This window comes from Lentzea sp. NPDC037011 (assembly GCF_055607425.1).
This window is the reverse complement of the sequence record NZ_JBVJRT010000003.1, coordinates 55382-80375: the sequence shown is the minus strand read 5'-3', so window position 1 is coordinate 80375 and position 24994 is coordinate 55382. Positions and strand designations below refer to the sequence as shown.

Below are 24994 nucleotides of genomic sequence, written 5' to 3'. Positions count from 1 at the left end.
GCCGGCCGCCTCAGGTGACGCGGAAGACGGGCCAGCCGATCTCGGTGCGCCACGCGGCGGGATCACCGGAGTCACGCGGGCCGACGGTGTAGACCTCCCGCACCGGCCCGGCCACCGACATCGCGTTCTCCACCACCCAGGCCCCGAGCTCGCCGTACGTGACGTCGGCGTTGTCGTGCTCGCCGACGTGGGTGGTGACGGCCAGTTCCGCGGCCGGGAGAACCACGGGGTGCACGCGTCCGGTGCGGGGTGGTGCCGCGGTGGGCAGGTAGAGCAGCGCGTGACCGCGTTCCTGTTCGAACAGGGCGTTGTCGTAGCAACCGCCGGGAGGTCCGGTCGCGGCGGAGCCGACGGCCGCCTCCAGCTCGGCCATCGCGCCCGCGAACCAGGACGCGATGTCACGACCTGCGACCACGGCCTCCACCGCCGCGACCGTCCTGGCCGGCTCCGCACGCAACTCGACGGCGATCGGCGCGGGATCGGGCCGGAGCAGGCGCCGCAGCGACACGACCGCGGCCCTGGTCCGGTCGAGCACGTCTTCGAGGCGCTGCAGGTGGTCCGCGACCAGTGCCGCCCGGACACCGGGGTCGGGGGTCCGCAGAATCCGCTGCACGTCGCTCAGGGGGACGTCGAGCTCGCGGAGCCGGTGGATCACCTGGGCGGTCGGGATCTGGTCGACGGCGTAGTAGCGGTAGCCGGTGCTCTCGTCCACCACGGCGGGCTCCAGCAGGGTCGCCTCGTGGTAGCGGCGCAGGGTCCGCACGCTCAGGTGGGTCAGACGCGAAAACTCCCCGATGGTCAGCACCCGTTCAGTGTGGACTCTCCCCCTGGGAGAGGGTCCACGGCTTGACCCTCCCGCGCCGTGAGGCGACACGGTGGGCTCATGACACAGCACACCGACCTCCCGTCCGACCTGCTCCCGGCCACCGTGCGCGATTTCTTCGCCGCCCACGTCGCCCGCGACGCCGACACCGCCTCGTCGTTCCTCACCGAGGACGCGGTGATCGTCGACCAGGACGAGACCTTCCGCGGCCGGGAGGAGACCCACGCGTTCCTGCGGGACGCCGGGTCCGAGTTCGAGTACACGACCGAGCAGATCGGCGCTCACCGCGTCGACGGCAGCCACTGGGTGGTGACCGTCCGGATCGAGGGCACCTTCCCCGGTGGTGTCGCCGAGCTCGACTACCGGTTCGCGTTGCGGGACGACCTCGTCGCCGAACTCGTCATCGCCAACCACGCAGCCTGACCGCGCCCGCGTCACATCGATCTTCAGTGGAGAGACAAATGTCAAGTTCGGATCGCGACCGCCTCGACGGTCGCCGGGCGCTGGTCACCGGCGGTTCGAAGGGCTCGGGCAAGGCCGTCGCCGAGAGGTTGCGGGAGATGGGTGCGGACGTCTTCGTGACGGCGCGGACGATGCCCGACGGGTACAAGCACCCCGACCGGTTCATCGAAGCGGACACGACGACGGTCGAGGGCACCGACGCCGTGGCCGCTCGGATCAGCGAGACCGGCGGCGCACTCGACATCCTGGTGCACGTCGTCGGAGGTGCGTCGACACCGGCCGGCGGGTTCGCGGTCATCACCGATGACCAGTGGCTCACCGAGCTGAACCTCAACTTCCTGGGAGCGGTGCGGCTCGATCGAGCGCTCCTCCCGGCGATGATCGAGTCCGGGTCGGGCGTGGTGCTGCACTTCACCTCGATCCAGCGCGAGCTGCCGCAGTACGACGCGTCCTTGGCTTACGCGGCAGCGAAAGCCGCGCTGCGCACGTACAGCAAGGGACTGGCCAACGAGCTCGCGCCGCGCGGCGTGCGGGTCAACGCGATCAGCCCCGGCGGGATCGAGACCGAAGCCTACGAACGGTTCGTGGACCGGATCGCCGAGGGCAACGGGATCACGCGGGAAGCAGCCAAGCAGACCATCTACGACTCCCTAGGAGGAGTACCGCTGGGACGGTTCGCGAACACCGAGGAGATCGCGGACCTGGTCGGGTTCCTGGTCTCGGACCGCGCCTCGGCGATCGTGGGCGCCGAGTACGTGATCGACGGCGGGACCGTCCCGACCGTCTGAGCCGAAACCCCTTCCACCTCATCGACGACCTGCGACTGCGGCAGGCGGACGTCCCGCCGCCTGCCGGTAGGAGAACCCATGACCACGCGGACAACGGAGCGGTCTTCCGGGCGGCCGGTCGGACCGCCGCCGCCCTTCGACCCGGAGCTCGCTCCCGTCGTCGAGGTGCTGAGCAGCCTGCGCCCTCCCGACGCGTACCGTCCGGACAACATCGCCGAGATGCGCGAGCCCGTTCCCGGGGTGGAGACCCCGACCGACGAGGTCCTCTCGCGCGGTGGCGCCTACAGCGTGCGGGAGCGGGTGGTGCCGGGACCGGACGGGGAACCGGACATCTCGCTGCTGATCTGCCTCCCGGTGCACGCGGCGACCCCGACGCCGGCGATCTACCACGTCCACGGCGGCGGCATGATCGTCGGGGACAACCGGTTCGGCCTGGCCGAGATGCTGGACCTGGCCGAACCCATGGCCGTGGTCTCGGTCGAGTACCGGCTCGCACCCGAGACACCCCACCCCGGTCCCGTCGAGGACTGCTACGCGGGCCTGGTGTGGGTGTCGGAGCACGCCCACGAGCTCAACATCGACCCCGGGCGCGTCGTCATCGGCGGTGTGAGCGCCGGCGGCGGCCTCGCGGCGGGTGTCACGCTGATGGCACGCGACCGCAACGGCCCGGCGGTCCTGGCTCAGCTGCTCCTGTCGCCGATGCTCGACGACCGCAACGACTCGCCCTCCGCGCGGCAGATGCGCGGCCTCGGCATCTGGGACAGCTCCTCGAACGAGACCGGGTGGAACGCGCTCCTCGGCGACGGCGTCCGCGGAGGACCGGACGTGTCCTCGTACGCCGCGCCTGCCCGCGCCGCGGACCTCTCCGGCCTGCCGCCCGCGTTCGTCGACGTCGGGTCGGCCGAGACGTTCCGGGACGAGGACGTCGCCCACGCGACCCGCATGTGGCAGGCGGGCTGCCACGTCGAGCTGCACGTCTGGCCCGGCGGGTTCCACGGGTTCGACGTCGTGGTGCCCCACGCCGTGCTCTCGCAGGACGCCATCGCCGCCCGAGCGGCGTGGCTGCGCCGTCAGCTGGCCTCCCGGTGAGGCGCTGAGCGGGACCGCTCGGGCGCGTCAGCGGCCGAGCGGTCCCGGGAGGCGTTCGAGCAGCACGTCCTCGTACTGCCGGTAGAGCCGCTGGCCGAACCCGCCTGGTGGTCCGAATTGGACGGTGACCGCCCCGTCGTCGTGGTGACGCGGGGAACGCCGGCCGACGACGACCTCGCCGAGCTGGTCGTGCCGGCGCCGTCCGGCAGGTGCTCGCCACGCCGTCCTATCGCGACAACGTGGCAACGTTGTCCAAGGCCTACCGGGTGATCAACGCATACCGGAAAAACCTCCGCAAGCGGAAGATTGTCGACGCAACCACGTGAACACGCCGTGGGTGCGCGGAAAATGGTCGGCCCCAGCGTCCACACCGGAGTCGACATATTCGGAGTTATGTCCGTTTCGCGGGAAGGATTCACCGTTCCGGCGGTGTATCGGTTACCCATGTCATTTGCCATGCACCGGCCCCGAGGCCACCTGTGGATCTTGGCCGTGGCCCGGACGCGCCGGGCGGCACCGGGGCGCCGCCCGGCGTGCGGCACTTCGGTGTCCCGTACCCGCCGCGGCGGCGTGACTACGGTTGCGACACGGATTCGATCAACACGATGATGTCCCGCCCAGGCTGTGCTACGGCATGCTCCGGAATCGCGCACCCGAGGTTCGGCAGACCGCGATTCGGCCGTACCGGTTAGCCCGTTCGCCGCCAATTGAGACGCGATCGGCCACATTCGGATTCGTGATTCCAATGGTTGCCAGGCGTGCCGCGAACACGTTTGGCCGCTGTTCTCGGGCGATGTCACCAAAGGCGCTGGACAAGCCGGGAAGCCGTGCTATAAAGCGTCCACTTGGGGTGAGCTGCAGCGGAAAGACCATCGGTGGCCATGTTGGAGGGAACTGGACGGTTGGTGCCGACAGACCATGGTGGTGCGCTTGCCGAGCTGGTCGGCCTGCTCGCGGAGTGCTCTGCGGGAACAGGCAGGCTCGCGCTGGTCAGCGGCGGTGTGGCCAGCGGGAAGACCGAGCTGCTGCAACGGTTCCAGCGGCACGCCGCCGCTTCGGGCGCGTTGTTGCTGACCGCGACCGGCGCGCCGGCCGAGCGTCCCCTGCAGGCGGGCGTCATCGACCAGTTGTTCCACGGCGCAGGTCTGCCGCCGGAAATAGCGGACCGCGTTTCCCACCTCATCACGCCGATTGCCGCGACCGTGACCGACCCCGGCGCGGACGTGCGGAGAATTCCTCATTCTTATGTGCGGCCCGTGCATGAACTGTGTCAAATTCTGCTCGAATTGTCGCGGGAAAGACCGGTCGTGCTGTGCGTGGACGACGTGCAATTCGCTGACAGTTCCTCGTTGCAGTTCATCCTCTACCTGCGACGGCGGATGAGAGCAGGACGGGTGGTCGTCGTGCTCGCCGAGTGGCAGCAGCCGCAGCCGACGCTGCCGCTGTTCCACGCCGAGCTGACCCGGCGGCCGCACCACCGCATCCGGCTCGCTCCGCTGTCGGTGTGCGGGATCGCCGAGCTGCTGCGCGACCGGGTGCCCGATCCCGACGCGCTCGCGCCCGCCTGGCACGGCCTCAGCGGCGGCAACCCCATGCTGGTCCGGGCCATGGTCGAGGACTTCGAGGCAGGGCACGAGATCGGTCAGGACCAGGTCGGTCCCGCGTTCAAGCGCGCGGTGCTGGAGTGCCTGCACCGCTGGGAGGCGGGGCTCCTCGAGGTCGCGCGCGCCATCGCCGTGCTCGGCGAGGAGCGGACCCCGGTCCTGCTCGGCCGGCTGGCCGGCACCACGCCCGAGGCCGTCGAGCAGGCGGTCGACGTGCTCACCGCCGCCGGTCTGCTGCTCGACGGCCGTTTCCGCCACCCCGGCGCGGGGGCGGCGGTCCTCGACAGCACGCCGGGTCCCGAACGGGTGCGGCTGCGCGCCCGTGCCGCCGAGCTGCTCTACCAGCGCGGTGCGGCGGCGGCCGTGGTGGCCGACCACCTCGTGGCCGCCGACCGGGTCGCGCCGGGCTGGCCGGTCTCCGTGCTGCGCATCGCCGCCGAACAGGCGCTCATGGGCGACGACGTGGCAGCGGCCGTGCGCTACCTGGAACCCGCGCTGCCCGTGGTCGAGCCGGACGAGCGGCTGGGCATCACCAGCGTCCTGGTGCGGGCGCTGTGGCGGGTCAACCCGGCCGCCGCCGTCGTGCACATGGAACCCCTGCACGAGGCGATGTGGGCCGGCCGGCTGCGCGGGCGCGACGCCATGACCGTCGTGCACCACGCGCTGTGGATCGGGGACGAGGCAACGGCCGTGCGCGCGCTCGCCGTGCTGAACCAGAACCCCGGCATGCTGGACGCGCAGAGCGCGGCCGAGCTGCGGATCGTCTGCCAGTGGTTCCACGGCCTCGACCCGGCGAGCGCCGTGGCCAGCGACGTGGTGGCCGACGCGGACCCGTGGGTGGCCGCCGCGCAGGCCATCGGCACCTTCTGGACCGCCGAGTTCCACCCCGACGCCATCGCCAGCGCCGAGCACATCCTGCGCAGCTGCCGGCTCGGCGACATGTCGCTGGAGGTCGTGCTCACCGCCCTGCTGATCCTGGTGCACAGCGGCCACCCCGACCGGGCAGAGCGGTGGTGCGACCGGCTCACCGCCGAGGCCGTCCGCGGCGGCGCGGTGACCTGGCAGGCGGTCCTGGAGGTCGTCCGGGCCGACATCGCCCTGCGGCGCGGGGAGGTGGCGGTGGCCGCCGCACGCGCCGAGACCGCACTCGCCCTGCTGCCGCACCAGGGCTGGGGCCTGTCCATCGGCTACCCGCTGGCCGTGCTGCTGGAGGCCAACACCGCGCTGGGCCGGCATCACGTGATCGCCGAGGTGATGCGGCAGCGCGTGCCCGACGCCATGTTCGCCACCGCCGCCGGCCTGCGCTACCTGCACGCCCGCGGCAACGGCAACCTCGCCGTCGGGCGGGTGCTCGCCGCCATCAGCGACTTCCAGAACTGCGGCACCCGGATGCTCGCGTGGGGCCTCGACCTGCCGGTGCTCGCGCCGTGGCGCTGCGGCCTCGCCCAGGCCAACCTCACCCTCGGCCGGCCGGAGGCGGCTCGCAAGCTGATCAGCGAGCAGATGCTGCTGCCGGCCGGCGACCGCCGCACCCGCGGTGCGGCGCTGCGGGTCCTCGCGGCCGCGGGCGAGCCCGCCGAGCGACCCGCGCTCCTGCGCGAGGCCGTGCGGCACCTGCGGCGGGCAGGTGACCGGGTCGAGCTGGCCCGTGCCCTGTCCGACCTGGGTGACGCGCTCGACGCCCTGGGCCAGCACGCCGAGGCGCGCGAGCTGTCCCAGATCGCGGTGGCCGAGACCGGGGCGTCGTGCCCCGGTGCCCTGCCCCTCCCGGCCGACTGGGGGGACGGCGACACCGGTGACGGGCGATCGGTCCTGAGCGACTCCGAGCTGCGGGTGGCCGAGCTCGCCGCGAAGGGCCACACGAACCGCGAGATCAGCGGAATCCTCTACATCACCGTCAGCACCGTCGAGCAACACCTCACCAGGGTCTACCGCAAGCTGGGCATGCGCAGCCGGGCGGACCTGCCGCGCCGCCTGTCCCAGCGGACCGGCGCCGGACCACGGGCCTTCGAAGCACGGGGGTGACCCGTGCCCCTCCCGAGTAGAAAGAACCCGCCAATGCCCAACCAGTCCACCTGCCGCGTCTGCGCAGGGACGGTCACCGAGTTCCTCGACCTCGGTCAGCAGCCGCTGTCCGACGCGTTCCGGCTGCCCGAGGACACCTCCGTCGAGTTCACCTACCGCCTCGCCGTGGGCGCGTGCGCGGACTGCGCGATGGTGCAGCTGATGGAGGAGGTGCCCAGGGAGAAGATGTTCCACCAGGACTACCCCTACCTGTCGCAGGGGTCCGCGGTGATGCGCGAGCACTTCCGCGCGCTGGCCGAGCGGTTCCTGAGCACCGAGCTGGCGGGCGAGGACCCGCTCGTGGTCGAGCTGGGCTGCAACGACGGCACCATGCTGCGCACCGTCGCGGCGGCGGGCGTGCGGCACCTGGGCGTGGAACCGTCCGGCGCGGTCGCCGACCTGGCCGCCGAGGCGGGTGTGCGGGTCCGCAAGGACTTCTTCGAGGAGTCCACCGCGCTGTCCATCCGCGACCAGGACGGTCCGGCCGACCTCGTGTACGCGGCGAACACGTTCTGCCACATCCCTTACGCGGACTCGATCCTGCGCGGTGTCGTGGCGCTGCTCAAGCCCGGTGGGGCGTTCGTGTTCGAGGACCCCTACCTCGGCGACATCGTCGAGCAGACCTCGTTCGACCAGATCTACGACGAGCACTTCTTCCTGTTCAGCGCCACCTCCGTGGACGCCATGGCCCGCCGGCACGGCTTGGAGCTGGTCGACGTCGAACGCCTGCCGGTGCACGGCGGCGAGGTCCGCTACACCCTGGCCCTGCCCGGTGCGCGCACCCCGTCCGCGGCCGTCGCCGCCCTGCTCGCCGAGGAGCAGGCGCGCGGCCTGCACGACCGCGCCGTCCTCGACGGGTTCGGCGACCGGGTCCGGACGATCCGCACCGACCTCCTGGCGTTGCTGAACGAGCTGAAGGCGAAGGGCGAGCGGGTCGTCGGCTACGGCGCGACCGCCAAGAGCGCCACCGTCACGAACCTCTGCGGCATCGGACCGGACCTGGTCGAGTTCATCAGCGACACCACGCCCGCCAAGCAGCACCGGCTGGCACCCGGCTCGGGCATCCCGGTGCGCCCGCCGGCCGCCTTCGCCGACCCCTACCCCGGCTACGCGCTGCTGTTCGCCTGGAACCACGCCGAGGAGATCATGGCCAAGGAGGAGGCGTTCCGCGCGGCGGGCGGCAAGTGGATCCTGTACGTGCCCGACGTCCACGTGGTGTGAGCGTGCCGGGAGAACTGAGCGGCGCTCTCGTCGCGGTGCTCGGCGGGTCGGGGTTCGTGGGTTCCGCGGTGTCCGCACGGCTGGCGGCGCGGGGCGCGCGGGTGCGGGTGGTGGCACGTGGTCCCGGCGTGCCGCCGTTCCCGGCCGAGGTCGTCGCGGCCGACCTGACCGAGCCCGGCGCGGTGGCCGCCGCGGTCGCGGGCGCGGATGTGGTGCTGCCGCTGGTGCTGTTCACCGGCGGCGGCACCTGGCGGGTCGCCGCCGGTGGCGATGCCGACGCCGCCAGGGTCAACGTCGGCATCGTCGCCGAGACCGTGGACTCGGCTCGCGGAACGGTCGTGTTCGCCGGCTCCACCTCGCAGGTCGGGCCGGGCGCGCCGGAGCGGATCGACGGCACCGAGACCGACCACCCCGAGTCGGAGTACGACCGGCAGAAGTGCGCCGCCGAACGGCTCGTGCTCGACGCGGGCGGCTGCTCCCTGCGGCTGCCCACCGTGTTCGGCCCCTCCCCCGGCTCTCCTGACCGGGGTGTGGTGACCGCGATGGCGCGGCGTGCGCTCGCGGGCGAGCCGCTGACCGTGTGGGGAGCCGGGGACGTGCGGCGCGACCTGGTGTTCGTGGAGGACGTCGCCGAGGCGTTCGCGGCGGCCGTGGCGCACGCCGACCGGCTGGCCGGACGGGCGTGGCTCGTCGGCTCGGGCACGGGCGTCCCGGTGCGGGCGCTGTTCGAGCTCGTCGCCGCCACCGTCGCGGAACACACCGGTCGCCCGGCCGTGCCGGTGCTGTCGGTGCCACCACCGCCGTACGCCACCGCGTCGGACTTCCACAGCCTCGTGGCCGACCCGGCCGGTCTCACCCTCGCCACCGGGTGGCGGGCCCGGGTTCCCCTCGCCGACGCGGTGTCGAGGACCGTCGCCCACCTGATTCAGTCCTCAGTGGACGGTCTGCGGCCGGACACCCCTAACCGCGGATAGGGGTTCCCCTAAGCTGGTTGACCACGCGGTTCGGGCCGCTGCACGCTGATCACCGTCCTGAGACGGAGGTCGTCGATGAAAGCCCGCGCACTCTCTGTCGGCGGGGCCTGGGAGTTCGAGCCCGAGGTGTTCCCGGACGACCGCGGCCTGTTCGTCTCCCCGTTCCAGCACGACGTGTTCGCCGAGGCGGTCGGTGCGCCGCTGTTCGCCGTGGCCCAGGCCAGCGCCAGCGTGTCACGCCGCGGGGTCGCCCGCGGCGTGCACTACGCCCGCACGGCACCGGGGTGCGCGAAGTACGTGACCTGTTCCCGCGGGCGGGTGCTGGACATCGTGGTGGACCTGCGGGTCGGCTCGCCGACGTTCGGCGAGTGGGACTCCGTCGAGCTGGCGGGCGACGGCTTCCGCGCCGTCTACCTCCCGCCAGGGCTCGGCCACGCGTTCATCGCCCTCGACGACCACTCCACCGTGCACTACCTGCTGTCCCGCGGCTACGAACCCGCGGACGAGCTGGCGGTGTCCATCGTGGACCCGGACCTGGCACTGCCCGTTCCGGCCGACGTCGTGCTGTCCGAACGCGACCGCGCCGCACCGGGCCTGGCCCTCGCGCGGGACACCGGACTGCTGCCGGTCCACGCCACCTGAGCAGAGGAGAGCACCCCAGGTGACCGCACCCACCCGCCGTCCTGCCCGGACGCGCCTGGCCGAGTCGATGCTCGCCGCGCGTGACGCCGACGCCGTGCACGCCTGGCTCGCCCGCACCGCGGAGCACAGCTGGATGAACGTCGAGCGCGTACCGCTGGACGGCCTCGCCGGCTGGCTCACCGAACCGGGCACCGGCAACCTGCGCCACCACACCGGCCGGTTCTTCAGCGTCGAGTCGCTCGCCGTCGACCTGCCCGGCGCGCTCGTGCCGCACTGGTCGCAGCCGATCATCAACCAGCCGGAGATCGGCATCCTCGGCATCCTCGTGCGGGAGGTCGACGGCGTGCTGCACTGCCTGATGCAGGCCAAGCACGAACCGGGCAACGCCAACGGCCTGCAGCTGTCGCCGACCGTGCAGGCCACCCGCAGCAACTACACCCGCGTGCACCAGGGCAAGCCCATCCCCTACCTGGAGCACTTCCGCGACACCTCCGGCCACCACGTCCTGGTGGACATCCGGCAGTCAGAGCAGGGCGCGTGGTTCTACCGCAAGCGCAACCGCAACATGGTCGTCGAGGTCGACGGCGACGTCGAGGTGCGTGAGGGGTTCCGCTGGTTCACCCTCGGCGAGATCGCCGGCCTGATGACCGTGCCGGACCTGGTGAACATGGACGCCCGCACGGTGCTGGCCTGCCTGCCCGGCGGCGGCGCGGCACTGGCCGCGGCGGCCACCGACCCGTTCAGCGAAGCCCTGGTCCGGTCGGGAGACCCGGCCACGCCCGGCGTGCACACCACCGGAGAGGTGCTGAGCTGGATCACCGAGGTCCGCACCCGCACCGACCTGCGGGTCGCCCTCGGCCCGCTGGCCGGGTTGCCGGACTGGACTCGTGAGAACGGCGTCATCGCGCACCGCAGCGGCGGGTTCTTCACCGTCGTGGGCGTGGACGTGCGAGCCGGCGGGCGTGAGGTCGGAGCGTGGTCCCAGCCGATGATCGAACCGGTCGGCACGGGGGTGATCGCGTTCCTGGTCAAGGAGATCGGCGGTGTGCTGCACGTGCTCACCCACGCACGCACCGAACCCGGCTACGCCGACGTGACCGAGCTGGCGCCCACCGTGCAGTGCGTGCCAGAGGCGCACGACCACCTGCCGGCGCGGCCCCGGTTCCTCGACGAGGTGCTCGGCTCGACCAAGATCCGCTTCGACGCCGTGCTGTCCGAGGAGGGCGGCCGGTTCCTCGGCGCCCGCAACCGGTACCTGGTCGTGGAGACCGACGCCGAGGTCGCGCGGGACGACCCCGAGTACCGGTGGCTGACCCTGCACCAGTACGAGGAGCTGCTGCGGCACAGCTTCTACGTCAACATCCAGGCCCGCAGCCTGCTGCTGTGCCTGCGCAGCCTCCTCCCGCGCGGGTGAGGCGGGCGGTGCCGCCCGCCACCGGCCCGGTCAGAGCGTCGCCAGCACCTGCTTGAGCGCGTCCACCACGTGCTCCTGCGTGTCCTGGGGCAGCGACGGGTACATCGGCAGCGAGAAGATCTCGCCGGCCACCCGCTCGGTCACCGGCAGGCTGCCCTCGGCGTAGCCCAGGTGTGCGAACCCGGTCATGGTGTGCACCGGCCACGGGTAGCTGATGTTCAGGTGGACGTCGTGCGCCTTCAGGCGTTCCAGGATGTCGTCGCGCCGCGGGTGGCGCACCACGTGGACGTAGTACGAGTGCGTGTTGCCCGGCGCGGTCGACGGCAGCACCAGGTCGGTGTCCGCCAACGCTTCCGCGTACCGCGCGGCCACCGCCTGCCGCGCCGCCACGTAGTCGTCCAGGCGGACGAGCTTGCGGCGCAGGATCTCCGCCTGCACCTCGTCGAGCCGGCAGTTGTGGCCGGGCGTCTCCACGACGTAGTAGGTCTTCTCCATGCCGTAGTACCGGTGGCGGCGCAGGTTCGCGTCCACCTCCGGGTTGTTCGTGATCGTCGCGCCGCCGTCGCCGTAGGCGCCGAGCACCTTGGTGGGGTAGAAGGAGAACGCGGCGGCGTCGCCCATCGACCCGGCCACCCGGCCGTGGTGGCGCGCGCCGTGCGCCTGGGCGCAGTCCTCCAGCACCAGCAGGCCGTGCTGCCGTGCGAGCTCCTGCAACGGTTCCATGTCCACGCACTGGCCGTACAGGTGCACCGGCAGCAGGACCTTGGTGCGCGGCGTGATCACCGAAGCCACCTGGGCGACGTCCATCAGGTAGGTGTCCGGGTCCACGTCGACGAACACCGGTGTGGCGCCGACGGCGTCGATCGCCAGCACGGTCGGCGCGGCGGTGTTGGACACCGTGACGACCTCGTCGCCGCGGCCGACACCGAGCGCCTGGAGCGCCAGGCGGAGGGCGTTCGTGCCGTTGTCCACGCCGACGCAGTGGGCGACGCCGTGGTAGGCCGCGAACTCCGCCTCGAAGGACGACACGCTCGGCCCGAGGACGAGCCTGCCGGAGGAGAACACGGTCTCGACCGCGTCGAGTATGTCCTTGCGCTCCATTTCGTATTCGCGCGAGTAGTCCCAGACGAGCGTGGCCATCGGCAGCCCTTTCGCTGTGGTCGGCTTCCCGGCCAGCCTAGGTCTGGCCCCCGGCTAGGGGGTAACCCCTAATCTGCAGGTCAGGGTGGCTGGAACCGACCCCCTGGAGGCAACCGGCGACCCGCTCGTCCGTGGCAGGGGAACAGGAGTGATAGGGGTGTCCAGGCCGCTTCCGGTCGCTTTACGGTGACCACGCTCCCGGCAGGGTCGCCGGATTCCAGCACAACAATCGGGGCGAGGACGACAAATGTCGCGGCATTTCCTGTTCATGTGCCACCCGGACCACGGGCACGTCATCCCGAACCTCGCGGTCGTCACCGAACTGGCCGCGCGCGGGCACCGGGTCACCTACCTGACCGCACCGAGCATGGCGGAGATCGCCGCCGAGGCGGGCGCCACCGTCGTGACCTACCCGTCCCGGTACCGCGACGCCGACTTCGCCCTCGTGGCGAACGATCCCGGCTACCTGATGGGCGTGCTGCTCGACGAGAGCGAGGCCATGCTCGCCACCGCGACGGCCGAGCTCGACGGCGACCGGCCGGACTGCCTGGTCTACGACACCTCGGTGCTCCACGGGGCCCGTGTGCTGGCCCGGCACTGGGACGTCCCCGCCGCGCAGGTGATCCCGGTGTTCGCCTCCAACGAGCACTTCTCCTTCCTCAACGCCATGTACAACCCCGAGTCCGACGCCGCGGAGCAGCCGGCCCGGGAACGGCCGAGGGAGATGCCCGAGTGGGTCGCCACCACGATGGGGCGCATCGGCGCGCTGTGCGCCCGCTACGGGGTGGCCGCCGCGCCGCACGAGGTGTGGTTCGAGGTGCCGCCGCTGAGCCTGGTCACCGTGCCGCGGGAGTTCCAGTACGCGGGTGAGACCTTCGACGAGCGGTTCGCGTTCGTCGGGCCGTGCGTCGGCGACCGCGGCTTCCTCGGGACGTGGACGCCGCCCGCCGGCGACCTGCCCGTGGTGCTGGTGTCGCTCGGCGCGGTGTTCAACGAGGACGAGGGTTTCTTCCGCACGTGCGTCGAAGCGTTCCGCGGCCGGCCGTGGCACGCGGTGATGACCACCGGCGGCGGTGTGGACCGCGCCTCGCTCGGCGACCTGCCGCCCAACGTCGAGGTGCACGACTTCGTGCCGCACGTGGCGGTGCTGGAGCACGCGGCCCTGTGCGTCACCCACGCCGGCATGGGCACAGTGATGGAGGCACTGCGGTCCGGCACGCCGATGGTGTGCGTGCCCGGTTCCGCGCTCGACCGGCCCACCGGGTGGCGGGTCCGCGAACTGGGCCTCGGCACCGTGCTCGACCCCGCCGGCCTCACGCCCGAGGCGCTGGTCGACGCGGTCACGTCGGTGCTCGGTGACCAGGAGATCGCGGCCAGGTCGGACCTCATGCGCAAGGCCGTCGCGGAGGCGGGCGGTGCGGCGCGCGCCGCCGACGAGGTCGAGAAGCACCTGGCGCGGTCGCGTTGACCCCCGCCCCTGCCGAGTTCGGCGTGCTGGGCCCGATCCGGTTCCTGCGCGCCGGCGTCGAAGTGCGGGTGGGCGGTCCCCGCGAGCGCGCGGTGCTGGCACGGCTGCTGTTCGACGCCAACCGCGTGGTCAGCGTGGACCGGCTCATCGAGGCGGTGTGGCACGGCGACCCGCCGGCCAGCGCACGCGGGCAGATCGCGATCTGCGTGTCCCGGCTGCGGCGGGCGCTCGGCGAGTCGGGCAGGGCCGTCGACACCGCGAGCCCCGGCTACGTGGCGCGGCTGGACGAGGACTCCGTGGACTGGTTGCGGTTCAACGGACTCGTCGGCAGGGCCCGGCCGCGCGCGGCGAGCGGTGACGTGGCGGGCGCCGCGGCGCTGTACCGCGAGGCGCTGGGGTTGTGGCGCGGTGTGCCGTTCGAGGACCTGCCCGGTCTGCGCGCGGAGGCGGTGTCGCTGCAGTCGGCGCGACTGGACGCGGTGGAGGCGTGCGCCGAGCTGGAGCTGCGGCTCGGGCTGCACCACCGGGTCGGCAAGGACCTGGCCGCGGTGGTGGCGGAACACCCGCTGCGCGAACGGGCGCGGGCGCAGCTGATGCTGGCCCAGTACCGGTCGGGCCGGCGGGCCGACGCGCTGCGCACCTACCAGGACGCCCGGCGGGTGCTGATCGAGCAGATCGGCCTGGAACCCGGTCCGGAGCTGCGGGAGCTGCACGAGCAGGTGCTGCGCGACGCGCCGGCGCTGCTCGCGCCGGTCCGCGTCGAGGTGCCGGCGGTGGCACCGTCCCAGCTGCCGCGCCAGGTCCTGCCGTTCGCCGGCCGGTCGGCCGAGCTGGCCGGGCTGGACGCCGCCCTCGCGCCGGGCACCGACGTGCCGGGCGTGGTCGTGCTGTCGGGCCCCGGTGAGGTGGGCAAGACGGCGCTGGCGCTGCGCTGGGCGCACCACCGCCTCGACCGGTTCCCGGACGGGCAGCTGCACTCCGAGCTGGTGGACGACTTCGGCCGCCCGGTGCCGCCGGCCGTGGTGCTCGACCGGTTCCTGCGGGCGCTCGGCGTGCCCGCGGCGTCCATTCCGGACGATCCGGGTGAGAAGGTCGCGCTGTACCGCAGCACGGTGTCGCACAAGCGGGTGCTGGTGGTGCTGGACGGTGCGGTGGACCACGCCCAGGTGCGGCCGTTGCTGCCCAGCGGCGCGCACACCAGGGCCATCGTCACCAGCAGGCACCCGATGGACGAACTGGTCGCCCGTCAGGGCGCGCACCGGGCGTTCCTGGAGCCGCTGACGGCGGACGAGTCGTGGCAGCTGCTGACCATGCTGCTCGGGAACGACTGGGTGGCGGAGGAACGCGGTGAGGCGAGCAGGATCGTCGGCTCGGCGGACGGCTTCCCGCTGCCGCTGCGCCGCGCGGCGGCGGGCGTCCGGCCGGCACCGCACCGCCAGGACCGCCGCTGGCTGACCGGCGTGCCCGCGTGACCGGTGCGGCCCGTCGAATCGCGCGACGTGCCCGCTTGACTGGTGCCACCCGCCAACCTCGCGACGTGCCCGCCTGACCGGTACCGCCCGCCAACCTCGCGGCATGCTCGCTTGAACGGCGCGGCGCGCCAAACCGCGCGACGTGCCCGCCTGACCGGTGCTGCCCGCCACACCGCGCGGCGGGCAGCACCACTCCGGCCAGTGGGCCGGTCAACCACGTGCGAGAACGGCGTCCACCGCCACTGACAGCGCGTCCGTCGACGCGGTGTCCGTGCTGCGCCAGGCCACGTGCCCGTCCGGCCGCACCAGCACCGCACCTGCCGCACCCACGCCGTAGACCGTGGCCCAGTCCGGTGACACCACCGCGGTCGAGCCGTCGGCCGACACCTCGACCGCGCTGATCGCCACCCCGGTCCGGGAGCCGGCCTCCTTCGCCGCCTGCGCCCAGCCGCTGCCCGCCGGGGTGAGCAGGACGAACCCCGCGCCGAACAGGTCCAATGTGGACAACACCTCCGCACCCCTGGTCAGCGGCACGTGCGGCGCGCGGTGGCCCGGTCGCGCGGTCGGGACGTAGGTCCGGTAGGGGTCCTCGACCACCGGTGCGCCGGTGCCGTCCGGCACGACGGCGGCGGAGTCGTAGTGGAAGCCGAGGACCAGGCCCTCGCAGCTGCGCCGGCCCGCCTGCTGCGCGATGGCCTCCTTCATGGACAGCTTGCCCTCCATCATCTGGAACGTGATGAAGGCGTTCGCCAGGCTCTCGCCGACGGTGCGCTCGCCGATCGGGTGGCGCTCGGCGTCGTAGGTGTCGAGCAGGGCCTCGCCGGCCGTGCCCGCCACCACCGCCGCCAGCTTCCACACCAGGTTGTGCGCGTCCTGGATGCCGCAGTTCATCCCGAACCCGCCCTGCGGCGTCGACACGTGCGCCGAGTCGCCCGCCAGGAACACCCGGCCCGAGCGGAAGCGCGTCGCGGTCACCGCCTGTTGCAGCCACGGCATCACGCCGACCAGCTCGACGTCCAGGTCCGGCACGCCGACGGCCTCGCGCACCACCTGCACGCAGAACTCGGGCGTGAAGTCGGCCTCGCTGCCACCCTCCGCCGGGTCGTAACCGGTCTGGATGATCCAGCGCCGCTGGTTGTCCACCGCCTCCACCGCGCACGGGATCGCGCTGCGGATGAAGTACAGCGCGCACATCCTGCCGGTCAGCAACGACACCAGGTCGGCGTCGAACATGATGCTGATCATGTGTCCGAGCGGTGGCGGGCCCTCGACGCCGATGCCGAGCCGTTCGCGCACGGTGCTGCGCCCGCCGTCCGCGGCGATGGCGTAGCGGGCGCGCACGGTGGCGCGGCCGGAGGCGGACTCGACCACGGCGTCCACACCGGACTCGTCCTGCTCCAGTGACGTGAGGGTGGTGGCGAACCGGACGTCCGCACCGGGCGAGCGCTCGGCCAGGCCGCGCAGCACCACCTCGAACCTGTCCTGCGCGCAGATGTAGGTGTACGTGGGGCTGTGCGGCGCGTCCTCGGCGAGCGGGGCGACCTCGCGGTGGAAGTCGTCCGCGGTCAGCGAGGAGCCGACGCCGACGGCCAGGCTGTCCTCGCGCGGCAGTCCGGCGCGCTCGACCTCCTCCCCCACTCCCCACGCCCGCACCAGCTCCATCGTGCGGGTGGACACCAGGCGCGCCTTGGGGAAGATCGACGTCCCCTGGTGCCGCTCCACCAACAGTGACGTCAACCCGTTGCGGGAGCACTCGATCGACGCGGCGAGGCCGACCGGGCCACCACCCACGATCAGGACGTCGACCTCGAAGTCAGCCATGAGCAGGAGCCTGCGACACCGCCGCGGGGACGTCAAGGAGGCGGATATCGAAGTGATAGAGCACTGAAGTCGCAGGTCAGTAGCGTTGCGCCGAACGACGGCGTGCACAGCGGGCAAGCCTTGGACAACGTGAGGGGGCACCATGTTCGCCGAAGGATCGGTCGCCGTGGTCACCGGCGGCTCGCGCGGGATCGGGCGGGCCGTCGTGGTCGACCTGGCGGCCCACGGCGTGCACGTCGTGGTCAACTACTCCCGCTCGGAGGAGCAGGCCGAGGAACTGGTCGCGCAGGTCGAGCAGAACGGCGGCAGCGCGAGCGCGGTGCGGGCCGACGTGACCGACGAGGACGCGGTGCGCGAGCTGTTCCGCTCCGTGCGCTCCGAGCACGGCCGGCTCGACGTGCTGGTCACCAGCGCGGGCGTGACGCGGGACCGGCACCTGGTCGCGATGAGCAGCGCCACGTTCCGCGAGACGATGGACATCAACGTGCACGGCACGTTCCTGGCCTGCCGCGAGGCGATGCGCATCATGCAGCACCAGCGGCGCGGGGCGATCGTGACCCTCAGCTCCGCGAGCGGCCTGGACGGCGGCTTCCCCGGCCAGACGAACTACGTCGCGTCCAAGGGCGCGATCATCGCGTTCACCAAGGCGCTGTCCTACGAGGCCGCTCCGCACGGCGTGCGCGTCAACGTGGTGGCGCCGGGGTTCGTCGAGACCGACATGACCAAGGTCATCCCCGCGAAGCTGCGCGACGACTACTCCTCGCGCATCCGGCTCGGCCGCATGGGCCGCCCGGAGGAGATCGCGAACCTGGTCACGTTCCTGGCTTCCGACAAGGCGTCCTACATCACCAGCGAGACGTTCGTCGCCAACGGCGGCGGGCTCGGCTGATCCCCCGGGCCGGAACACCCCCGAGCCGGACAACCCAGCGGACGGAAGGACAAGCGTGACCCTCGACGAACTGCGCGCCACGGCGGCCGCCCGACACGACACGTGCGCCCAGATCAAGAAGATGATCGTCTCTCGGCTCGACCTGCCGATCGAGCCCGCGTGGATCACCGACGACCAGCCGCTGTTCGGCCGCGGACTGGAGCTCGACAGCCTCGACGTGCTGGAGCTGTACGTGGCGATCGAGGCCGAGTTCGGCGTCGCCCTCTACGACAGCGACATGTCGGTGTTCGGTTCGGTGTCGCGCCTGGCCGACCACGTGAACCCGGCACTGGCCGAGCAGGCCTCGACCGGTTCGGCATGACCACCACCCGGGAGCCCGTGCGTGCGGGGACGTCGCTGACCAACGACCAGCTCCGGGAGGTCCTGCCGCACCGGTGGCCCTTCCTGCTGATCGACCGGGTCGAGAAGGTCGAGCCCGGTGTCGGCGCGGTCGGGATCAAGAACGTCGCGGCCACGGAGATGTGGTTCCAGGGGCACTTCCCGAGCGCGGCCGTGCTTCCGGGCGTGATCGTCGTCGAGGCGATGGCCCAGCTCGCCGGCGTGGTGTTCGCCCTCGCCGGCGCGGGGCCGATCGGCTACCTCGCGGGCGTGCGGTCGATGCGGTTCCGCCGCCCCGTCGTGCCGGGTGACCAGCTCGTCATCACCGCCGACCGCACGGCGGGAGCCCGCGGCTTCAGCGAGTTCAAGGTGAGCGCCAGGGTCGACGGCCAGATCGCCGCCGAGGGCACCATCACCATCGCCGACCCGGCAGCCACCAGCCCTACCGGAAAGGTTTGACACGCCAATGGAACCCCTGACGTCGCCGGTGAAGGCCGCGCACCCCGAGGGCACCGCGCACGGCACCGTCCTGGACGCCGAGGTCGCGCTCCGGTTCAGCACGCTCGACGCCGAGTACGAGGCGATCCGGGAGCGGGCCGCCCTGCTGGACCTGTCCGGCGAGCGGATCATCGAGCTCTCCGGCGGCGCCGCCGTCGACTTCGCGCAGAAGGTGCTGGCGCGCGACGTGGAGTACCTGACCGCCGAGCGCTGCATGACGAGCCTGGTGCTCGCCGAGGACGGCACCGTCGTGGACCAGGTCGTGGTGTGGGGCCGGGAGGACGGCCTGCTGCTGGAGTCCTCCACCGGCGCGGGCACCCGGCTGCTGGAGCACCTGCGCGCGCACGCCGAGCCCGGTGTGGAGATCACCGACCGCACGGACGAGTACGCGCTCTTCGGCCTGGAGGGCCCGTACGCGTGGGGCGTGGTCGGCCGGCTGATCGACGGCGAGCTGGCCGCGCTGCCGTTCGAGTCCGTTGTGGACAGCCAGTGGGACGGCGTGGACATCCTCTTCGCCCGCACCGGTGTGACGGGCGAGTACGGGTACAAGGTGCTGGTGCCGCGCGAGTCGGCCGAGCGGCTGTGGACCAAGGCGCTGGAGCACGCCGTGCCCGCCGGTCAGGACGCCGTGGAGCTGGCGATGCTGGAGGTGCGGCAGCCGGTCGTGCGCCACGAGGCGGGCGACGGCGTCGACGTGCTGGAGATGGGCGCGGGCTGGCTGGTGGACATCACCAAGGACGAGTTCGTCGGGCGTGCCGCCGTCGTGGCCGCCTTCGAGGGCACGGCCGAGCGCCGCACCGTCGGCTTCTCCGGCGGCACCGAGGTGCCCGCGCCGGGCACGCCGGTCACCGTGGGCGGGGAGAAGATCGGCGAGGTCGTCCACGCCGTGCACAGCATCGGGCTGAAGTCCTCCCTCGGCCTGCTGCGGCTGCCGCCGGACCTGGCCGCAGCCGGGCTCACGGTCACCGTCGGCGACACCGAGGTCGTCACGCTGACCAGCCCGTACGTCACGCCCAAGAGCTGGAGCACCCCGATCATCTGATCTGGTCCCCCGAGCGGTCGCCCGGGGTTTGCGAGGAGGAGCGAGCATGGCGCTGCGGCCAGTGGTCATCACCGGAGTCGGGGTGATCTGCGCGGCGGGCAGGGACCCGGAGGAGTTCTGGGCCCGGCTCACCGCCGGCGCGGGCGGCATCACCGCCGTGGACGACGAACGGTTCGCCGCGTTCGAGGCCAGGTTCGCGGGCCAGGTGCCCGACGAGTGGATCGACGCGCAGCTGCCGGCCGAGGACACCGGGCTGGACCGCACGGCCCGGCTCGCCCTCGTCGCCGCCCGGCAGGCGGTCAGCAGGGCGGGGCTGGGCGCGGCCACGCCCGCGGAGCTGCCCGGCGAGCGGTTCGGGTTGGTCCTCGGCAAGTGCCAGGCCACCCCGACCGCGGCGGGCGGCTACCAGCCCATGCACGCCACCGGTGACGTCATCGCGGGCAAGCTGGGCATGACCGGCCCGCGCGTCCTGGTCTCGACCGCGTGCGCGGCGGGCGGCAACGCGGTCGGCCTGGCCAAGGACAAGATCCTCACCGGTGAGGCGGACGTGGTGCTCGCCGGTGGCGTCGACCCGCTGCTGTTCGGCACCTACGCGGGGTTCGCGGGCCTGCAGGCCCTCAGCGCCCGCCCGTGCGGCCCCTACAGCCGCTCGGACGGCCTGAACCTGGGTGAGGGCGCGGCTTTCCTGGTCGTGGAGGCGCTGGACCACGCGCTGGCCAGGGGTGCGGAGCCGCTGGCGGAGGTCGCGGGCTACGGCCTGTCCGCCGACGCCTACCACGCCACCGCACCGGACCCGACCGGCCGCGGCGGCATCACGGCCATGCGCAGGGCTCTCGCCGACGCCGGTCTCGACACCGACGCGGTGGACTACGTCAACGGGCACGGCACCGGCACGCCCGCCAACGACGCCATGGAGAAGAAGGTCATGCGCGCCGTGTTCGGCGAGCGGGCGCCTCAGGTGCCGACCAGCAGCATCAAGAGCTTCATCGGGCACACGCTGGGCGCGGCGGGTGCGGTCGAGGCGGTGGCCAGCGTGCTGGCCCTGCGCACCGCGACCGCGCCGCCCACCATCGGGTTCACCGACGAGGCGATTGCGGAGTCCACTTTGGACTTCGTGCCGAACACCGCGCGTCCGCTGCACATGGACGTCGTGGTGTCCAACAACTACGCGTTCGGCGGCAACAACGCCTCGCTCGTGCTGCGCCGCCCCGGCGGCCCGCGCGAGTACGACGAGCTGCCGGCCACCGAGGTCGTCCTCACCGGCCTCGGACCGGTCACCGGTCTGGGCACCGGCATCGCCGAGGTCGCCGAGGCGGTCGCCAACGGCCGCACCGCGGTCGGCGCGGAGCCGTCGCTGGAGGGCCGCACGTTCGCGCCGCGCTCGCTGTGGCGGCACATGAACCACCTGTCCCGCATGGCGATCGCCGCCTCCCGGCTGGCCTGGGAGGACGCCGGGCTGAAGCTGCCCCGCGCCGCCCTGGACAACGTGGGCGTCGTCTTCGCCACCGCGGCGGGCTCGGTGGAGAGCACCGGCGGGTTCGACGAGAGCGTGCTGGCCAACCCGAACAAGCCCGCCGTGCTCAGCTTCTCCAACGTGGTGCTCAACGCCACCGGCGGCGCGGTGTGCCAGACCCTGGGCCTGCGCGGCCCGACCACGACGATCTGCAACGGCGGCGCGTCGGCGTCCATCGCGCTGGACTGCGCGGTGGAGATCATCCGGTCCGGCAAGGCGGACGTGGTGGTCGTGGTCGCCGCCGACGAGTCACCGCAGCCCGGCGACGGCGCGCAGGTCGACCCCTACGACCGCAACTCGGGCGAGGCGTCCGCGTCGGCGTCGGTGGCCCTGGTCGTCGAGTCGGCCGCGCACGCCGCCGCCAGGGGCGCGACCCCGTACGCGCGGGTGCTGAGCAGCGCCCACGCGAGCGCCGGAGCGGACGACGAGCAGGCCCTGGTGGAACGCGCCATCGCCGCACTGCCCACCGACGGCGTGGACCTGGTGGTCGGTGCGGCCACCGGCAGCGCGACCGACGAGGCGGAGGCGGGCGCGGTGCTCGGCGCCGTCCCGTCCGCCCGGCTCACCGCCACCGCGGGACTGACCGGTGACGCGGGAGCGGCCACCGGCGCGCTGAACCTGGCGCTGGCCGCGCTCGCGCTGCGCGACGGCGTCGCACCGGCCATCGCGGGACTGACCAGCCCCCGTGCCGGCACGGTCGAGTCCTACGTCACCAAGCCCGAGCTGCCGGCCAGGCCGGCCAAGGCACTCGTGCTCAGCGCCGCGCCCGGTTCGGTGCGCGGAGGAACCCTGCTGGGTGCGGTGTGACCGGCCTGCCCTTCGACGTGCTGGAGACCGACCGGCTGCTCACCACCACCCGGTCGGTGCGCCGCCGGCTCGACCTCGACCGGCCGGTGCCGCGCGCGGTGATCGAGGAGGCGCTGGAGATCGCCGTCCAGGCCCCGACCGCGAACGACCAGCAGAACTGGCGCTGGGTGGTGATCACCGAGCAAGCGGTGAAGGACCAGCTGGCGGAGCTGTTCGACATCTCCTGGCAGTTCCACCAGAAAGAGGTGTGGACGCGGTCCGGGCGCCGCCGCAACAACCCGCAGATGAGGAAGAACAACGCCTCGGCGGCCGCACTGGCCGAGACCATCGCCAAGGTGCCGGCGCTGGTGATCCCGTGCGTGCTCGGCCGTCCGCCGGACATCGGCGCGATCGACGCCGAGTGGCTCGGCTCCACCGGTACCCGCAACCTCGGCACCTGGCAGGAGGGCGTGCGGATCGGGGCCATGCGGGCCAGCAACTTCTACGGCTCGATCTTCCCCGCGGTCTGGTCGTTCCAGCTGGCCCTGCGCAGCCGCGGGCTCGGCAGCACGATCACGTGCATGCACCTGCCGTTCGAGCGGCAGGTGGGCGAACTGCTCGGGATTCCCGCCGGTGTCACCCAGGTCTGCCTGGTACCGGTCGCCTACACGATCGGCACGGACTTCCGCCCCGCCAAGCGGGTTCCGGCCAAGGAACGCACGTCCTGGGAGAGGTGGCAGGCATGACCGTCGAGCACACCGGAGTCGACGTCGTCGTGGTGGGCGGCGGTATCGCGGGCGCGTCCGCCGCGGCCAACCTCGTGCAGAACGGCCTGTCCGTGGTGCTGCTGGAGAAGCAGGAGACCTACCGGGACATCGTGCGCGGTGAGTGGATCGCGCCGTGGGGCCTGCGTGAGGCGCAGACGCTGGGCGTCGAGGAGGCGTTCGGCCTCGGCGGCGCGTGGGAGATCCGCGAGTGGACGCAGTGGGACGAGACGGTCGACCCGGCCGAGGCGGAGACCGTGGACATGACGCGGTTCGTGCCCGGTGTCGGCGGCCCCATGTCGTTCCCGCACCACGAGGTCTGCGCGCTGATGGCCGAGCAGGCGGAGGACGGCGGCGCGGAGGTGGTCATGGGCGCGCAGCGGGTCCAGGTCACCGCCGGAACCAGCCCGGAGGTCCGCTGGACCCACGCGGGGCAGGAACACCTGGCCAAGCCGCGCATCGTCATCGGCGCCACCGGCCGCGGCTGCACGGTCGGCCGCCAGGTCGGCGTGTCCATGGCGACCTCGGTGCACCACTGGGGCGGCGGGCTGCGGGTCACCGGCCTGGACGACTGGCCGATGGACGTGCAGGCGATGGGCACCGAGGACGAGAAGATGTTCATGGTGTTCCCGCAGGGCGACGGCAACGCGCGGCTCTACATCAACTTCCCCACCGCCAACCGGAAGCTCTACCAGGGCCCGGAGGGTGAGAAGCGGTTCATCGCGGACTTCGAGCTGGCGTCGCTGCCCGACCGCGGCAAGGCCGTCTACACCGCCGCGACACCGATCGGGCCGCTCAAGCTGTGGCCGTCGGTCGCGATGTTCCCCGAGCAGCCGATCGTCATGGACGGCGTGGTGCTCGTCGGGGATGAGGCGGGCAACGCCGACACCGTGCTCGGCACCGGCCTGTCGTGCAGCCTGCGCGACACCCGTGCCGTGTGCGAGGTGCTGACCGGTGGCGACGACTGGTCCCCCGCGGCCTTCGAGGGGTACCTGGCCGAGCGGAAGTTCCGGATGGACCGGCTGCACTTCGGCGCGGACATCATCGCCAAGCTGCACTGCGAGTTCGGTCCCGTCGCGGCCGAGCGCCGGCGCCGGGCGCGCGAGCTGATGGCGGACAACTTCGCCGCGTCGGTGACCGGCCTGCTCAACATGGTCCCGCCAGAGGACGTGCCGGAGTTCGGGTTCAGCGAGTTCTTCGCCGAGAGGCTGTTCAGGGAGAGGGCATGAGCGTCAAGGACACCCTGCTGACCGGGTCGGCACACGTCAACGGCATCGACATCGCCTACGTGGACAAGGGAGAGGGCGACCCGGTCGTGCTGCTGCACGGCTTCCCCGACTCGCACTACCTGTGGCGGCACCAGATCGACCCGCTGGTCGAGGCGGGCTTCCGGGTCATCGCACCCGACCTGCGCGGCTTCGGCGAGTCGGGCAAGCCGCAGGAGGTCGAGGCGTACGACATGCGCACGATCGTCAACGACGTCGTGGCGCTGACGCAGCACCTCGGCATCCCCAAGGCGCACATCGTCGGACACGACTGGGGCGCCGCCATCGCGTGGATGTACGCGTTCCTGATGCCGCGCCGCGTCGACCACCTCGCCGTGCTGTCGGTCGGGCACCCCGGTGTGTTCAGCACGCCGTCGATCGAGCAGCGCAAGGCCAGCTGGTACATGCTCTTCTACCAGTTCCCCGGCGTGAGCGAGCAGTTGTTGCGGCGCAACGGGTGGCGGCTGTTCAAGGAGATCATGGGCGGCGAGGGCGACCACCAGCGCTACCCGCGCGAGCTGGCCAAGCCGGGTGCGCTCACCGCGGCGCTGAACTGGTACCGCGCCAACCGCTCCCCCGAGTCCGAACTGCGCGTGGAGGGCAACTTCCCGCCCGTGCTCGCGCCCACCCTCGGCATCTGGTCCACGGGGGACAAGGCGCTGCTCGAAGAGGGCATGACGGGCTCGGTGAAGTTCGTCAAGGGCTCGTGGCGCTATGAGCGCGTCGAGGACGCCAGCCACTGGATCCCGCTGGACCAGCCGGAGATCGTCACCAAGCTGCTGCTGGGTTTCCTGGGCACCGAGAAGGCCGCGGCGGTGCCGTCCCGGCGGCGCCGGCTCTGACCGGCACCCGGCTCGTCGGCAAGGGCAGCGCAGAG

The 24994-nt window shown here is 72.4% G+C and carries 21 protein-coding genes; 18 read left to right on the top strand and 3 right to left on the bottom strand.

What is annotated here, in order from left to right:
• Positions 1-10: 10 nt before the first annotated feature.
• Entirely contained in the window at positions 11-805 is a 795-nt protein-coding gene (locus ACZ7CH_RS08940; protein WP_360393545.1) for a MerR family transcriptional regulator, read from the bottom strand.
• Between the two features lie 78 nt (positions 806-883).
• Between ACZ7CH_RS08940 and ACZ7CH_RS08935 the strand changes: the two genes are divergently transcribed.
• The 8 genes from ACZ7CH_RS08935 to ACZ7CH_RS08900 all read left to right on the top strand — a co-directional run bounded on the left by ACZ7CH_RS08935 (position 884) and on the right by ACZ7CH_RS08900 (position 11081).
• Positions 884-1246 carry a nuclear transport factor 2 family protein gene (locus ACZ7CH_RS08935; protein ID WP_470373503.1) on the top strand — a complete coding sequence of 121 codons (363 nt, stop codon included), beginning with the start codon at positions 884-886 and terminating at the stop codon, positions 1244-1246.
• Between the two features lie 38 nt (positions 1247-1284).
• The gene (locus ACZ7CH_RS08930; RefSeq protein ID WP_470373502.1) at positions 1285-2073 is read left to right on the top strand and encodes an SDR family oxidoreductase; all 789 of its coding nucleotides are present in this window, start codon (positions 1285-1287) and stop codon (positions 2071-2073) included.
• Between the two features lie 78 nt (positions 2074-2151).
• The gene (locus ACZ7CH_RS08925; protein WP_470373501.1) at positions 2152-3162 is read left to right on the top strand and encodes an alpha/beta hydrolase; all 1011 of its coding nucleotides are present in this window, start codon (positions 2152-2154) and stop codon (positions 3160-3162) included.
• 905 nt (positions 3163-4067) lie between these two features.
• A complete protein-coding gene (locus ACZ7CH_RS08920; RefSeq protein ID WP_470373500.1) occupies positions 4068-6791 on the top strand; it encodes an AAA family ATPase in 2724 nt (907 codons plus the stop codon).
• Positions 6792-6824: 33 nt separating this feature from the next.
• The gene (locus ACZ7CH_RS08915; RefSeq protein ID WP_360393533.1) at positions 6825-8051 is read left to right on the top strand and encodes a class I SAM-dependent methyltransferase; all 1227 of its coding nucleotides are present in this window, start codon (positions 6825-6827) and stop codon (positions 8049-8051) included.
• 2 nt (positions 8052-8053) lie between these two features.
• Entirely contained in the window at positions 8054-9025 is a 972-nt protein-coding gene (locus tag ACZ7CH_RS08910) for an NAD-dependent epimerase/dehydratase family protein (RefSeq protein WP_470373499.1), read from the top strand.
• Positions 9026-9100: 75 nt separating this feature from the next.
• Complete coding sequence (locus tag ACZ7CH_RS08905) at positions 9101-9667, top strand: dTDP-4-dehydrorhamnose 3,5-epimerase family protein (RefSeq protein WP_458431601.1); 567 nt, start codon at positions 9101-9103, stop codon at positions 9665-9667.
• 19 nt (positions 9668-9686) lie between these two features.
• A complete protein-coding gene (locus tag ACZ7CH_RS08900) occupies positions 9687-11081 on the top strand; it encodes an NDP-hexose 2,3-dehydratase family protein (RefSeq protein WP_470373498.1) in 1395 nt (464 codons plus the stop codon).
• A 30-nt stretch (positions 11082-11111) separates the two neighbouring features.
• Here the strand turns inward: ACZ7CH_RS08900 and ACZ7CH_RS08895 are convergent, their stop codons facing one another.
• A complete protein-coding gene (locus ACZ7CH_RS08895; RefSeq protein ID WP_360393524.1) occupies positions 11112-12221 on the bottom strand; it encodes a DegT/DnrJ/EryC1/StrS family aminotransferase in 1110 nt (369 codons plus the stop codon).
• 247 nt (positions 12222-12468) lie between these two features.
• On the opposite strand from ACZ7CH_RS08895, the gene ACZ7CH_RS08890 reads away from it, so the two are divergent.
• Together ACZ7CH_RS08890 and ACZ7CH_RS08885 are read left to right on the top strand one after the other, a co-directional pair.
• On the top strand, positions 12469-13689 hold the full coding sequence (locus tag ACZ7CH_RS08890) for a macrolide family glycosyltransferase (protein WP_470373497.1): 1221 nt from the start codon (positions 12469-12471) through the stop codon (positions 13687-13689).
• Positions 13686-15161: an AfsR/SARP family transcriptional regulator gene (locus ACZ7CH_RS08885; protein WP_470373496.1), complete on the top strand. Its 1476-nt coding sequence runs from the start codon at positions 13686-13688 to the stop codon at positions 15159-15161. Before ACZ7CH_RS08890 ends, ACZ7CH_RS08885 begins: the two co-directional genes overlap by 4 nt.
• A 210-nt stretch (positions 15162-15371) precedes the next feature.
• Here the strand turns inward: ACZ7CH_RS08885 and ACZ7CH_RS08880 are convergent, their stop codons facing one another.
• Complete coding sequence (locus ACZ7CH_RS08880; RefSeq protein ID WP_470373495.1) at positions 15372-16982, bottom strand: FAD-dependent monooxygenase; 1611 nt, start codon at positions 16980-16982, stop codon at positions 15372-15374.
• 142 nt (positions 16983-17124) lie between these two features.
• On the opposite strand from ACZ7CH_RS08880, the gene ACZ7CH_RS08875 reads away from it, so the two are divergent.
• Genes ACZ7CH_RS08875 through ACZ7CH_RS08840 form a run of 8 tightly spaced genes read left to right on the top strand, consistent with a single transcriptional unit; the run spans position 17125 to position 24959 of the window.
• Positions 17125-17871, top strand: a complete 747-nt coding sequence (locus tag ACZ7CH_RS08875; protein ID WP_360393512.1) for a 3-oxoacyl-ACP reductase family protein — start codon at positions 17125-17127, stop codon at positions 17869-17871.
• Positions 17872-17926: 55 nt separating this feature from the next.
• Entirely contained in the window at positions 17927-18232 is a 306-nt protein-coding gene (locus ACZ7CH_RS08870; protein WP_360393509.1) for an acyl carrier protein, read from the top strand.
• On the top strand, positions 18229-18708 hold the full coding sequence (fabZ, locus tag ACZ7CH_RS08865) for a 3-hydroxyacyl-ACP dehydratase FabZ (protein ID WP_360393506.1): 480 nt from the start codon (positions 18229-18231) through the stop codon (positions 18706-18708). The genes ACZ7CH_RS08870 and fabZ overlap by 4 nt, the downstream gene beginning before the upstream one ends.
• Before the next feature lie 7 nt (positions 18709-18715).
• A complete protein-coding gene (locus tag ACZ7CH_RS08860) occupies positions 18716-19789 on the top strand; it encodes an aminomethyl transferase family protein (protein ID WP_470372347.1) in 1074 nt (357 codons plus the stop codon).
• A 46-nt stretch (positions 19790-19835) separates the two neighbouring features.
• Positions 19836-22109 carry a beta-ketoacyl-[acyl-carrier-protein] synthase family protein gene (locus ACZ7CH_RS08855; RefSeq protein ID WP_360393500.1) on the top strand — a complete coding sequence of 758 codons (2274 nt, stop codon included), beginning with the start codon at positions 19836-19838 and terminating at the stop codon, positions 22107-22109.
• Entirely contained in the window at positions 22106-22834 is a 729-nt protein-coding gene (locus ACZ7CH_RS08850; RefSeq protein WP_470373494.1) for a nitroreductase family protein, read from the top strand. Before ACZ7CH_RS08855 ends, ACZ7CH_RS08850 begins: the two co-directional genes overlap by 4 nt.
• Positions 22831-24081, top strand: a complete 1251-nt coding sequence (locus tag ACZ7CH_RS08845; RefSeq protein ID WP_360393495.1) for an FAD-dependent oxidoreductase — start codon at positions 22831-22833, stop codon at positions 24079-24081. Before ACZ7CH_RS08850 ends, ACZ7CH_RS08845 begins: the two co-directional genes overlap by 4 nt.
• The gene (locus ACZ7CH_RS08840; protein WP_360393493.1) at positions 24078-24959 is read left to right on the top strand and encodes an alpha/beta fold hydrolase; all 882 of its coding nucleotides are present in this window, start codon (positions 24078-24080) and stop codon (positions 24957-24959) included. The genes ACZ7CH_RS08845 and ACZ7CH_RS08840 overlap by 4 nt, the downstream gene beginning before the upstream one ends.
• The last annotated feature ends 35 nt before the right edge of the window (positions 24960-24994 follow it).